General features: G+C 46.1%; 9 protein-coding genes. 8 read left to right on the top strand and 1 reads right to left on the bottom strand.

Annotated features, from left to right (window positions below; genetic code table 11):
• Window positions 1–68 precede the first annotated feature (68 nt).
• Complete coding sequence (locus K0O23_RS15095) at window positions 69–3236, top strand: transglycosylase domain-containing protein (RefSeq protein ID WP_219878277.1); 3168 nt, start codon at window positions 69–71, stop codon at window positions 3234–3236.
• An 81-nt stretch (window positions 3237–3317) separates the two neighbouring features.
• Here the strand turns inward: K0O23_RS15095 and K0O23_RS20520 are convergent, their stop codons facing one another.
• Window positions 3318–3548, bottom strand: a complete 231-nt coding sequence (locus tag K0O23_RS20520) for a hypothetical protein (protein WP_354353574.1) — start codon at window positions 3546–3548, stop codon at window positions 3318–3320.
• Window positions 3549–3554: 6 nt separating this feature from the next.
• Here K0O23_RS20520 and K0O23_RS15090 point away from each other — a divergent pair, with 6 nt between their 5' ends.
• The 7 genes from K0O23_RS15090 (at window position 3555) to K0O23_RS20415 (ending at window position 13886) form a co-directional block, all read left to right on the top strand.
• Complete coding sequence (locus K0O23_RS15090; RefSeq protein ID WP_317195700.1) at window positions 3555–4430, top strand: chemotaxis protein CheB; 876 nt, start codon at window positions 3555–3557, stop codon at window positions 4428–4430.
• 124 nt (window positions 4431–4554) lie between these two features.
• Window positions 4555–5097 (top strand): serine acetyltransferase, encoded by a 543-nt coding sequence (locus tag K0O23_RS15085; protein WP_219878275.1) that lies wholly within the window; start codon window positions 4555–4557, stop codon window positions 5095–5097.
• Window positions 5098–5345: 248 nt separating this feature from the next.
• Window positions 5346–6500, top strand: a complete 1155-nt coding sequence (locus K0O23_RS15080) for an acyl-CoA dehydrogenase family protein (protein WP_219878274.1) — start codon at window positions 5346–5348, stop codon at window positions 6498–6500.
• Between the two features lie 2 nt (window positions 6501–6502).
• The gene (locus K0O23_RS15075; RefSeq protein WP_219878273.1) at window positions 6503–8032 is read left to right on the top strand and encodes a sensor histidine kinase; all 1530 of its coding nucleotides are present in this window, start codon (window positions 6503–6505) and stop codon (window positions 8030–8032) included.
• A 611-nt stretch (window positions 8033–8643) separates the two neighbouring features.
• Window positions 8644–10230, top strand: a complete 1587-nt coding sequence (locus K0O23_RS15070; protein ID WP_219878272.1) for a SulP family inorganic anion transporter — start codon at window positions 8644–8646, stop codon at window positions 10228–10230.
• A gap of 495 nt (window positions 10231–10725) precedes the next feature.
• A complete protein-coding gene (locus K0O23_RS15065) occupies window positions 10726–11904 on the top strand; it encodes a pyridoxal phosphate-dependent aminotransferase (protein ID WP_219878271.1) in 1179 nt (392 codons plus the stop codon).
• Entirely contained in the window at window positions 11901–13886 is a 1986-nt protein-coding gene (locus K0O23_RS20415) for a prephenate dehydrogenase (RefSeq protein ID WP_219878270.1), read from the top strand. The genes K0O23_RS15065 and K0O23_RS20415 overlap by 4 nt, the downstream gene beginning before the upstream one ends.
• Window positions 13887–13919 lie beyond the last annotated feature (33 nt).

Below are 13919 nucleotides of genomic sequence, written 5' to 3'. Positions count from 1 at the left end.
CACCAAATAGCTTAAGTACACGTAACAAATAGTGAAACACATTTACGAACTCTAAAAATAATCCAGCGATGGTAGTCAATAATTACCGTCCGGACCTTCAGGATAATATCCAAGAAAAGGCGAAACGTAAACCCGGCAGGGTCTTTAAATGGATACTGCTATGCTTACTGCTCCTCATAATAAGTATTGCCACTACTGTTGTGATCTATGAGGTCCGAACTTCCCGCATTCAGGCAAGCGAGATCTCCGGTTTTGCTGCTACTTTAACTTATAATTTAGAAGCAGGGCCAAGTAATTCCATTGTATACCCCAAAGGCGGCCCCTTTGATAAGCGGTTGGGCTATGCGCATTTGCCAAAGCTTCTGGATCGGGTGCAGGCACATGGCATGAACATCGAATACCAGACTAGGTTTTCTCCGGATCTTTTAAATTATGCTTCACGGGGGTACTTTATCCCTTATAAGGAGAAGACCCAAACAGGCCTTTATATTAAAGACAGTAATGGCACCTCTGTATACAAGTACACTTATCCGGGCCGCATTTATACTTCTTTTGACTCAGTACCAGCATTAATGGTACAGTCACTGTTGTTTATTGAGAACCGTGACTTGCTGGATTCCGGAAAGCATTTTATGAATCCTGCTGTAGATTGGGTGCGGTTTTCAAAAGCCTCACTGCACGAAGCTGGTAACCTAATAGGGCTGGAATATAAAACTATAGGAGGTAGCACACTTGCTACCCAAATGGAGAAATTCAGGCATTCACCTGGTGGAATAACAGTAGATGCCCGTGAAAAGATGAGACAAATGGTATCTGCCAGCGTACGGGCTTACCAGGCAGGCCCGAAAACGCTGCCAGCCAGGAAAGATATCGTTCTTTCCTATCTAAATTCTGTACCGCTATCCGGAGCACCGGGTTACGGGGAAGTTCATGGCATTGGAGATGGATTAAAAGTTTGGTTCGACTCCGACATGGATCAGGTAAACATGCTGCTAAATCAGACCAATGCTTCTGGTGATACCCTATTGGCCAAAGGCCAGGCCCTGCGCCAGGTGCTTTCACTTATGATAGCCCAAAGGAGACCAACCTACTACCTTGGCCCTAATGGACGAGATGAATTAAATGAGCTTACCGGAAGTTATCTTCGTCTCCTGGCGGGCAATGGCTACATCAGCCCGCAACTCCGGGATGCAGGCCTTGCACAGCATGTTAACTTCAGAGACTTTAGCAGCAACCCGGCTTTTGCACCAAGAAGCACCGATAAAGGGTCCTTAGTTGCACGCACTCATCTCTCAGAATTGCTCGGAAAACCACTCTACGACCTGGACCGGATGGACCTGGCTGCCACTACTACACTGCAGAACGACTTGCAGGAGCAGATCACAAATTACCTTAGCAGCCTGAATGACCCGGAGTTTGCCAGCTCGGCAGGCGTGCTTGGTAAAAGAATGCTTTCCCCGGGGCGAACACAGGCCGTGCTTTACAGCTTTACCTTGTTTGAGCGCACACCATACGGTAACCTCGTTCGGGTGCAAACCGACAATACCGATCAGCCATTCGATATAAACGAGGGCAGCAAACTGGAACTTGGGTCAACAGCAAAGTTAAGGGTACTCATCACCTACCTCGAGATCATAGCAGAGATCCATAAACGCTACGCAGAAGCAGCTCCGGATGAGGTACGAAAAGCGCTTAGAGAGCCGCAGGATAACCTTAGCCGCTGGGTATTGCAGCACGTAAGCAGGGCAAAGGACAAGAGCCTGGGAGGTACACTAACAGCTGCACTGGAGCGCCGGTACTCTGCAAACCCCGGAGAATCTTTTTTTACCGGAGGGGGCAGGCATTACTTTCACAACTTTAGCAACGATAATAACCATGAAAGGCCCACTGTGCGCGAAGCCTTCCAGAAATCCATTAATTTGTCTTTTGTTCGGTTGATGCGCGATATCGTGAGCTACACCATGAATCAGCAGGTTGGCAGTACATCAAAACTGCTTGCTGATGTAAGTGACCCACGCCGCCGGCTTTATCTGGAACGATTTGCAGACAGGGAAGGCAAAATATACTTAAGGCGCTTTTGGAACAAGTATGAAGATAAAACACAGGAAGAGCGTTTCAGTAAACTGCTGGATGGATTGTATCATGATGAAGTGCGCCTGGCTGCTGTGCATCGCTACCTGTACCCTGAAACAGATTATGATACCTTTCATAAATTTCTGCACCAGCGCCTGCCCAACGAGAAAATAAAAGATGACAGGGTGTTAGAGCTGTATGAGCGGTATGGACCAGAGGCCTACAACCTTTCTGATCAGGGGTACATTTCTAAAACGCACCCACTGGAGTTGTGGCTGCTGAGTTACCTTAAGCAATATCCGGATGCAACCTGGTCTGATGCAGTTGCAGCCAGCGAGAAGCAGCGCCAGGAAATTTATACCTGGCTGTTCCGGACAAAGTATAAAAGGGCCCGCGACTCCCGCATTCGTACCATGCTGGAATTGGATGCATACGATGATATACAGAAAAGATGGGCCAGGCTGGGCTACCCTTTTGAACGACTCGTACCTTCACTGGCTACTGCACTTGGCTCTTCCGGAGACCGACCTGAGGCGCTGGCAGAACTCATGGGTATTGTAATGAGTGATGGCGTGCGCCAGCGCACCATCCGGATCGAAGAAATTCACTTTGCCGCTCTAACCCCATACGAAACCTCTCTAAAGTTTAAGCCCCTGGAGAAGGAACAGGTAATGGAGCCCGCAGTGGCAGGTATAGTAAGGGAGGTTTTAACCGAAGTAGTAGATGTTGGAACAGCACGGCGGTTGCAGGGAGGCTTTATGATGGCCAATGGCACAGCTTTAAGTATGGGCGGCAAAACAGGTACTGGCGATAACAGATTTTATACGCTTAGTGCCAGGGGATACAGAATAGCTTCCCGTGCAGTAAATCGTACTGCCACTTTTGTATTTTTCCTGGGCGATAGTCATTTCGGCACGCTTACTGCCTTTGTTCCCGGACATGAGGCAGCAGACTTCCGTTTCACTTCTTCGTTGCCAGTGCAGGTGCTGCGTGGCATGGCGCCTATTCTGGAGCCTTACCTGGAAATGAAGCGTAAAACGAACAACCATCAGGTGCCTGAACAACCCAAGGAGAAAGAGCCTCAAATAATTTTAGCAGAGAATAAAGCAGCTGATAAGTCTGGTGCTGCCGTTAATAAAACCCCGTTGCCAACGAAAGAATAAATAAGGCTGTAGCGCTAGCTACAGCCTTAACAACTATGGTTCTATGCCCCTATTAAGCCAGCCAAACTCTAAGGCGAGATACTAACAGGCAGTTTTATAGGTTTTGTTTAATAGCAGGTACGCATCATCCAGTGTACTGGAGAAGTAAAACAGGTTTTCCAGCTTTAGCAGTTTCAGGAGCCTGGTAACTAAGTTATCACACCTGTACAGAACTATGCTTATGTTGGCAGACTTAAGTTCGAGCAACAGATTTACTATGCCACTTAAGCCGATGCTGCTGTACATTAACTTCTTGAGGCTAACACAATCCAGGATCAGGTGTTTTCTTTAAGTCTTTTTCATCTAAAGAACCCTCTGCCAACAGGAGTGCCATATCATCCCGTGTATCTTGCACCTGCCGATAACCATCTGCTCTTAACAAAAAGACAGATGTTGGTGGTAAGAGGGCCACGCGAAAATCAGTTCAGGCCGGCAATTGACCCCTTGTTCCGTTCAGCCGCTGCCTACCATGGTGCTAACTCCATTGGTGTGATCCTGACGGGCTTTATGAGCGATGGTGTACTTGGTATGGAGTTTATCAGGAGAAGTGGCGGTGTTACTGTTGTACAACACCCTGATGATGCCGAGTTTCCTCCGTTACCGGAGAATGTGATGCGGCAGATAAACATAGACTATGTAGTAGCAATAGATGAGATGCGGCAGTTGCTGGAAGAGTTAAGCAGCAAAACGTCTCATGGTTCATTAACAGTGCCATCCGATATCAGGCAGGAGGCCCAAATGGTAGAACGCATTATGAGTAACAGTACAACAACCAACATCGAAGAATTAGAGAAAGCAGGAAACCGTACTGCCTATTCCTGCCCCGAGTGCGGAGGCGGTTTATGGGAGCTCTCGCAGGAGGGTACGCTTAAACGTTACAGATGCCATTCCGGTCATGCATATTCTCAGGACTCGCTGCTGAATGGCATGTCTGCCTCGTTGGAGGAAACGCTGTGGGTGGCGCTGCGCACACTGGAGGAGCTGCGAAATATTTTACAGCACATATCGCGCGGAGAAACTGTTAAGGGCAATCAACGCTGGGCAAGTATGCAGCAACAGCGTGTCGAGGAAATGAAAGTACATATAGAGCGGCTTCGTGAGTTACTTTCAAAATCAGCTGAAGCCGACGAAGAGCAGATAGAAGAAACAGGCTGATGTGAACTTGACCTCATCAAAATAAATCCAAAATGATCGCTAAGACCTACATGAGCTAAAGTATGCGCAACGACCATGCTCGTCAAAGCGTATGTCTCAGCTAAACATGAATTAAAAGTATAGTATGTCATATATTTTCCAGGACTGGAATGCAAATAAGGGTAACCTTAAAGGCCGCATAGTAATGGTGCTCTTCAGGCTTGCCCGCCCTGCTTCCTACAACAAATTATTTAGAATTATCTGGCTGCCTTACCTGGCCTTTTACAAGTTGCTGGTAGAGTGGTTTATGGGCATTGAGCTACCCCATTGGACAACAGTTGGAGAAGGGTTTTATCTTGGCCATGGCCATGCATTGGTTGTAAACGGTTGTACTGTTATCGGTAAGAACTGCTTCTTCAGGCATTCTACCACCCTTGGTAACGTGCGCCGCGAAGACGGCACTTACACCGGTTCACCTGTTATCGGCGATAATGTGGAGCTTGGCTCCAACGTGTGTATTATCGGCGAGATCAGGATTGGCAATAATGTAAGGATAGGTGCAGGATCAGTGGTAGTAAAGGATATACCCGATAACTCCATTGCTGTCGGCAACCCGGCCAGGGTAATAAAAACGTTACAACCACTACAGCAAAAACCAAATTATGAACTGGATTATGAGCATTGCTAGAATTATTTAAGTTCAGTTTATCAGTCCATACTTTCGGAAGCCTCGTAAAATTGCACTGTAACAAAATAGAACATTTACAGGATTTGTAGTTGTTATGCTTAGTTAAAGGATCCTAATAACCAGATAGCAGAGTTATACTCATCATCCTTTAACCTGTGCCAGTCTATTTTTGATTACTTTTGAATTTCATACTGTGCCAAATTCTTTTTAGGCATATTACGAGTATGATGACTTTCTAACTACATCTGATGCATTTACAGGAAATCCTCGATACAATAAAACTGATATCCAAAACTACGGTGGCTGAAGAAGCATATCAGATAGATGAAAAAGGGAAGTGGCCGGAGAATAGTTTACGGGCATTGCAGAAAGCCGGCCTGGGAGGTTTGGTGGTTGCAAAGGAGTTTGGAGGCCAGGGGCAGGGATTATTAGGACTTGCACGAGCCTGTGAGATATTAGGAGAAGTATCCGGCTCGGCAGCGCTTTGTTACGGGATGCACTGTGTGGGTGCCGCCGTAATTGGCGCGAAGGCAACCAAACAACAGCAGGAAGACTTTCTTAAACCAATTGCCGCAGGCGAGCACCTCACAACACTCGCCCTGAGCGAACCCGGAACCGGCGCACATTTTTACTTTCCGCAAACACAACTGCTGGCCCTTTCGGAAAATGAGTTTCTGCTGAACGGAAGCAAGAGCTTTGTAACCAATGGCAGTAAAGCAGATTCTTATGTTATCTCAACAGCAGGCGTAGATCCTGAGGCCGCCCGTGAAGAGTTTTCCTGCTTTGTATTGGAAAACACTACATCCGGCCTGCAGTGGGGGCCGGAATGGCATGGCCTTGGTATGCGCGGAAATTCCTCCAGATCGTTACTTTTAAATGATATCAAAGTACCTGCCCAAAATTTGTTAGGCGATGTGGGAGACCAGCTTTGGTACGTTTTCCAGGTAGTGGCGCCATACTTTCTTACTGCCATGTCGGGTACTTACCTGGGCATAGCACAGGCAGCTTTTAACGAGGCACGGCAGCACCTGCTGGAACGAAGCTACCGCCATAGTGGTGCCACCATCGGGCAGAACAATATTATGCAGCACCGCCTAGGTATGCTGTGGTGTAAAATAGAAAGAACACGCCAACTGCTATACCATGCAACCCGCGAAGGAGACATCGGCGATCCGGCTGCAGTGCTTCCCATACTTGCTTCTAAGGCAGAGGTAGGGCATTGCTGTGTGGATGTAGTAAACGAGGCCATGACAATAATGGGAGGTATCGCCTATAGCCAGAACTCGAGGATGGATGTTTTACTGCGTGATGCACGGGCTGCTCATGTAATGTCGCCAACAACAGATATACTTTACACCTGGCTTGGGCGGGCCCTGCTGGAGCAGCCTATACTGGATAGCTAACCATGAGCACGGTTTTACATATTGGTCTGCATCAAAAGGCGTTATTAGAATTAAAGAGCCATATTCAGGATCAGGATGTCATGTTTAAGGAAGTTCCTGGAGAGGCGTTCAGGGAGGTCTGTAAAACCCTCCAGAAGTTCGATGTGCTTTTGGTAGGAGAGAATGTAGAACACCAGATCCAGTTAGCGCAAGAGGCATATTCCCACGATAAAACCATCTCTGTGCTGTTGTTTAATGACAGCAGCAACCATGAGAAGATGAAACAGGCCCTACGTTTTTCTCCTTTTATCGGCCCAACTGTACAGTGTGTTTCCAGCGAAGCACCACAACGTATTGCTCCTATTGTTGAGGATGCACTGCAGCGTACGAAACAGCGCAGAAGCTTTACCAAATTAAAAAACAATGCACTCTCAGGGCAGCACTTTGCCCCTAACGTACTGGAGCGGGTACGAACCGACTTTACCTCAAAAGTGCTTGAGGAAGCTCCTATAGGAGCAGTGCTTTTATCTGACAGTGGTATTGTATTCAGCATGAACAACTATGCTTTGGGGCTATTCGGCAAAATGGAAAAAGAAGTACTGGGCACACCGCTTGCAGGGCATTTCCCGGAGAAAATGCAGGATGAAATAAAGCACTTTTTGCTGGACGGCTATTTGTCTGACCCGAAGCAGGTCTTCGAGATTGTAAAGCCTGGCGAAAAGCAGTACCTGGAATTTTCTGTAGCACCCATAGATAGAACTGGTACTTCCAACTACAAGCTGGTTATCATAAATAACATTACACAAACAGTAGTTGCCCAGCAACACACACAGGCACATTTACATGAGCTGGAAACGCTTAACGCAAACCTGGCGCGTGTAAACGCTGATCTGGACACATTTGTGTATACTGCTTCGCACGACTTAAAGTCTCCGATCCTGAACATAGAAGGTTTGATTTCGTCGCTGGAAGAGGAGCTTGGTCCTGCCAAAGCTGCCGTTGCGATGGAGCTGGAACATATTAAACGCTCCATAAATCGCTTTAAGCAAACCGTAGAAGACCTGACCGAAGTTTCTCGGGTACAGAAGAGTTTTGGGCAGGAGGCTATGTTAGTTGATGTGGCTGAGCTGCTGGAAGATGTAAAGCAACTGCTGGAGCGTGAGATCCGTGAAACCGGTGTTGCAATAGAGCTGCACTGTAGCGAAAGTATAGCAGTGCTTTTTCCGAAACACAACTTAACCAGTATCCTATACAACCTCCTGAACAATGCCATTAAATACCGCTCACCCGATCGTTCTCCGCATATTCAGGTAAAAGCCTGGCGCGATGGCAAAGTTTTCTACATCTCCGTGAAAGACAACGGGCTTGGTATTCCGAAAGATAAGCGTGATCGTGTGTTTCAACTCTTTAAACGCATGCACTCCCATGTAGTGGGTAGTGGGGTAGGCCTATACCTTGTAAAACGCATTGTAGAGTATAACGGCGGAAATATAACCGTGGAGAGCGAAGAAGGGGTAGGTTCTGTTTTTGAAGTACAGCTAAAAGAGGTATAAGAGGACTCGTCTAAAGAGTGCTTCCTTATTATGATGGTAAAGTATAACCAGAAAATGAAGACTTATACTTTCAGATCATGAAAAGAGAAGTATAAGGGCATGACTTTAAAACCTGCGGTAAGTAGTAATACGATGAGACTTATGAATCAGGTGGGATAGGAGCCATTATGTGAGCATCATTATAAACTCTAAGAGAAATTATAAAAAGAGGGATGGAAATTAAGAAAGCAAACCCTACCTTTGCAGCCACAATGACTACAACAACGCTACATACAGGCAATACTCCGGATTGATTTAATCTGATGTAAGGTGGTTTGTATTTCCCTACTTACCTGCCTGATTTTTATTTCTGCCAGGAATAGAAGATGTGCCTACCATTCTGGTACGCACTAAAATACCCTTTTGAATTTTTTTAATAAAACGATACCAAGCTCTGCTACTCAGCATGAGATGAGTTTAGTATAATCCTGACAACATTTGTGCTGTTGCAGGCAAGTAGTTTAAAAGTATAAAAGCAAGGTTTCAAAGCCGTAAGAGGCATTTTTTGTCTGCTGTTTGTGTCGTTGCTTTGCTCAACAAAGAATCAATTTCTCAATAATAATAAACTTATAATGGAAAAGAATGAATTAAGGGGGGCTTCCGAAATAAAAAGCGGCCTCTTTTCACATGTTAAAACTGACCTTCCGTCGGGGTTAGTAGTGTTTCTGATCGCGCTGCCGCTGTGCCTTGGCATTTCACTTGCTTCGGGTGCGCCTTTGTTCTCAGGTATCATTGCCGGAATAGTGGGTGGTATTGTGGTTGGTTTTGTCAGCGGATCGAAGATCAACGTAAGCGGGCCGGCAGCTAGTGTGGCCCTTGTAGTGCTCACCGCCATACAGTCGTTGGGCTCATTCCAGATAGTGCTCAGTGCTACCATCATCGCAGGTATTTTCCAGATCATACTTGGCTATATGCGGGCAGGTACTATTGCTTATTTCTTTCCGTCCTCCATGATCAAAGGTATCCTGGCATCTATCGGCCTTATCCTCATCATAAACCAGATACCTCATGCCTTTGGTTATCGTGGCGAAGGACTTTTTGGAGGTATGGAAGACGGGTTTATAGAAAACGTGTTTGCTGTAATCAGCAATATTGTGGACTACATCAGCCTGGGTGCCACTATAATCACGTTGGTATCTTTGGTTATTATTTTTGCCTGGGACCAGCCTTTCTTAAAAAAGTATACTTTCTTCAGGTTTGTGCCATCTGCTTTGATCGCAGTGCTTGTTAGTATTGGCATAAACCAGCTTTACAAAGTTTACTTTCCTGAGCTGGCACTGGATGCCGGGCATCTGGTACAGTTGCCTGTTGCAGATGGTTTGGCAGAGTTCTTCTCGTTCTTCACCTTCCCGGACTTTTCACAGATCACTAACCCGGAGTTATACACCGTAGCGTTGAGTATAGCTTTTATTGCTAGCTTAGAGTCGTTGCTTAGTACAGAGGCAGGTGATAAGTTAGACCCTTACAAAAGAAAGACATCAACCAACCGTGAGCTTAAGGCTCAGGGTATCGGTAACATCGTATCTGGTTTTATCGGTGGTTTGCCTGTAACAGCAGTAATTGTGCGTACTTCTGCCAACGTTACCTCTGGTGGTAGAACGCCTTTATCTACGATCACGCACGGTACACTTATGCTTATATGTGTGATGACTATCCCATTGATTATAAACATGATACCTTTGGCTTCTTTGTCGGCGGTGTTGTTTGTGGTAGGTTATAAGCTGACTTCTTACGCGCTTTACAAAAGAATGTACAAAGCCGGCAAAAGGCAGTTTATACCTTTCATTGCCACCATCCTGGCTGTTATGTTCACTGATCTGATCACTGGTATCGTTATCGGTGGTGCGGTGTCTGCGTTTATCATCCTGCGCGATAATTACAGAACACCATTCTTTATTGACAAGGAAGCACACCACGAAGGAGAAAAGGTAGAGCTTGTGCTTTCAGAGGAAGTTACTTTCCTGAACAAAGCCAGCATTATGCTTACTCTGGACCACGTAGCTCCTAACTCAGAAGTGGTTATAGATGCTACGCGTTCCGTTAACATTGACGACGATGTGTTGGAGATCATTGAAGAATTCAGAAATACTGCAGCCTATAAGAATATCAGGCTGGAAACGATTGGCTTGGAAAAGCACCTTAAAAAGGCGTCTGCCTAAATCAATACAAGTAATTTAACAACCAAAAAAGCTTAGCCCGCCACAGGCTAAGCTTTTTTCTTTTTGGCGTAGTACATGATAACTGCCTTGCCGGAGTTAGAGTATAAAGTATACTTTACCAGAGATACTGGTACTCAGAAACAAAAAATGCTGGCAATAACTTTTGATATTGATTATTTTACAATACATTAGCCTTCAGAAATGAGAACAGCACAAAACTATACAGCCTATTACTTTTATTACTTTATGTAAATAAGGGTGGCTGAGCTGTATACCATAAAATATATGTAAACGAGAAGCCTCCCAAACGGAGGCTTTTTTATTTATACAAATGCAGGCATTTACAAACACATATTATACTTTTTACTATTACTACTTCTATCTGCAGAAGAAGGCGGGACATCTATAGTAAAAATCTGACAAGCATTTTACGCAAGAAGAGTCCCCGTAAGGCGGACTCTTTTTTATTTAAGGACAAACAGATAAAAGCAAAACATGATAACCATAGCAAAAAGGCTGCAGCACATTGAGGAGTACTATTTTTCGAGAAAGCTCGGGGAGATTGCACAGCTTAATGCTGCAGGGTACGACATTATTAACCTTGGAATCGGAAGTCCGGATATGGCGCCTCCGCAAGACGCAGTAGAAGTACTTTGCGCAGCTGCGAATAATAAAAAGGGGCATGGCTACCAAAGCTACAAAGGCACACCTGCGTTACGGAAGGCTTTCAGTGAGTGGTATGCAAAGTATTATACTGTTGCCCTGGATCCTGATACAGAGGTGCTTCCGCTCATGGGCTCTAAAGAAGGCATTAGCTACATCTCGAATACTTATGTAAACGAAGGCGATGAAGTTCTTGTCCCGAACCCCGGCTATCCGGCTTATGCAGCGGCAACCAGGATTGCAGGTGGCGTGGTCAGGTATTATGATCTTACCGAAGAAAAGGATTGGCTGCCTGACCTGGAGGCTTTACAAGACCAGGACCTGAGCAAGGTAAAACTCATGTGGGTGAATTATCCGCATATGCCTACAGGGGCAAAGGGCACAGCACAGGCTATGGACGGACTTGTGAATTTTGCTGAGCGTAACAACATCTTACTCTGCCACGACAATCCTTACAGTTTTATACTTAATGATACACCACTAAGTATCTTTTCGGAGAGAGGCATTTCTGAATATGTGCTGGAACTCAACTCGCTTAGCAAATCGCATAACATGGCTGGCTGGAGAGTGGGAATGGTAGCTGGCCATCGCAGCCATATCAACAACATTCTGATAGCTAAAAGCAACGTGGATTCGGGCATGTTCCTGGGCACACAAATGGCAGCTGTAGAGGCCTTAAAGCAGCCCCGGGAGTGGTACGACACCCTGAATAATGTTTACAAAGAGCGAAGGGATATTGTCTGGCAGATGATGGATGAGCTGAACTGTACTTTTAATAAAGAACAGGTGGGGCTGTTTGTGTGGGGTAAAGTCAGTGACGAGGTAAAGGATGTGGCACAACTGGTAGATGACATTCTCTACAAGGCCGGTGTCTTTATAACACCTGGGTTCATTTTCGGATCAAACGGAGACAGGTACATCAGAATATCGCTTTGCTCAGAAACAGAACGTCTGAGTGCAGCACTGGAAAGAATTAAAGAGTTTAAAAACATTAATATAAATCAAGCATGATAGTAGGTATAGTAGGAACAGGCCTGATAGGTGGCTCCATGGCATTGGACCTGAAACAAAGAGGTTTTGCAAATAAGATCATTGGGGCAGATAATAACCCGGAACACCTCCGGATAGCTAAAAGTATAGGTATTATTCAGGAAGAAAGTAACCTGGCCGGAATAGCGGAAAAATGTGACCTGATTATTGTAGCCACCCCGGTTGATGTGGCGCCTGGCATTCTTCTAAATCTTTTAGATCGAGTTAAAGATGACACGATTATACTTGATGTGGGCTCAACAAAGGAGCACATTTGTAAAGCAGTAGAGGAGCATTCCCGCCGGAAGCAGTTTGTTGCGTGCCACCCCATTGCAGGTACCGAAAACACAGGCCCTGAGGCTGCGCATAACAAGCTGTTCGATAACAAGGTGAATATCATCTGCAACGCTGCAGAAAGTGATGAAAATGCAGTAAAAAAAGCGGAAGAGTTATTCTCAGCCCTTAAAATGGATACTGTGCACATGGAGGCCAGGGAGCATGACCGACACATAGCCTTTGTGTCGCACCTTTCCCACATCACCTCTTTTGCACTGGGCTTAACCGTGTTAAAGATCGAGAAAGACGAAAAGAGCATTTTTAACTTGGCAGGCAGTGGTTTTGCCTCTACTGTAAGGCTTGCAAAAAGCTCACCGGATATGTGGGCACCTATCTTGGGTCAGAATGCCAGACATGTTTCGGCAGCGCTTGATGCATACATTGAACAGTTGCTGCTGTTTAAAGAAACCGTGGACGAGGGGTTGGTTACCGAAACATACGACATGATCTCAACGGCAAACCAAATAAGCAGGATACTAGATGGTATAGAACTCAAGAACAGGCAGAAGCCCTTTGTAAAGCCTGCATCGAAGGATGACAAAATAGAGATAACCCCAATTTCTGACTGGCTCCCGGGCTTGCAGCGGCCTTTGGTTATAAGCGGCCCCTGCAGTGCCGAAACAGAAGCGCAGGTAATGGAGACCTGCCAGCAACTGGCTGCCACAGGCAAGGTGGATGTGCTGCGGGCAGGTATCTGGAAACCCCGCACCAGGCCGAATAACTTTGAAGGTATAGGAACCATTGGCCTGGAGTGGCTGAAGAAAGCAAAGGAAGCCACCGGAATGAAAACTGCTGTTGAGGTTGCGAATAAGCAGCACGTGGAAGAGGCTTTAAAGTATGGAGTGGATATACTTTGGATAGGTGCCCGGACTACTGTAAACCCTTTTTCGGTGCAGGAAATAGCAGATGCGTTACAAGGCATTGACATACCTGTGCTGGTTAAAAATCCAATTAATGCCGATCTGGAACTATGGATAGGCGCCATCGAACGTCTAAGTGGGGCAGGCATCACAAAGCTGGGTGCCATACACCGCGGGTTCGCAAAGTATGGCGAAACAAAGTATAGAAATGCACCACAATGGCAGTTGCCGATAGAGCTGAAGAGAAGAATGCCTGAGCTCCCGATGATCTGCGACCCGAGCCATATTTGTGGAAACAGGGAATTACTTGCAGAGATCTCGCAGCAGGCCCTGGACCTGAACTATACCGGCCTTATGCTGGAAAGCCACATCAATCCTGACAAAGCATGGAGTGATGCCAAACAGCAGGTGACCCCCGAGAGGCTGGCAGAGATGATTGACGGGCTGGTACTTAGAAACGGCTACTCTGATAAGGTAATAACCGATGATACCCTGCAAGAGCTTCGCAACCAGGTAGACCAGTTTGATAGTGAACTGCTGACTATACTTTCACAGCGCATGCAGGTAGTAGAGAATATAGGCCAGTATAAAAAAGACAACAGGCTGACCATTCTACAGGCGTCCCGCTGGAACGATGTACTGGATAAGTCGTTTAAGCAAGGCGAAAAGCTGGGCCTCAGCCGTGACTTTATTGAGAAATACCTCAAGGCCGTGCACCAGGAGTCTATTAACCACCAAAGTGCGGTTATGAACGAGCCCAAAGTATAGGCTTTTAATTCGCCGGGGCTACAGGAAGTATAT

The sequence above is a fragment of the Pontibacter aydingkolensis genome (assembly GCF_019443125.1).
In the GTDB taxonomy this organism is placed as follows: domain Bacteria; phylum Bacteroidota; class Bacteroidia; order Cytophagales; family Hymenobacteraceae; genus Pontibacter; species Pontibacter aydingkolensis.
The sequence above is the reverse complement of the archived record's forward strand: the minus strand, read 5'-3'. Positions and strand labels throughout refer to the sequence as shown.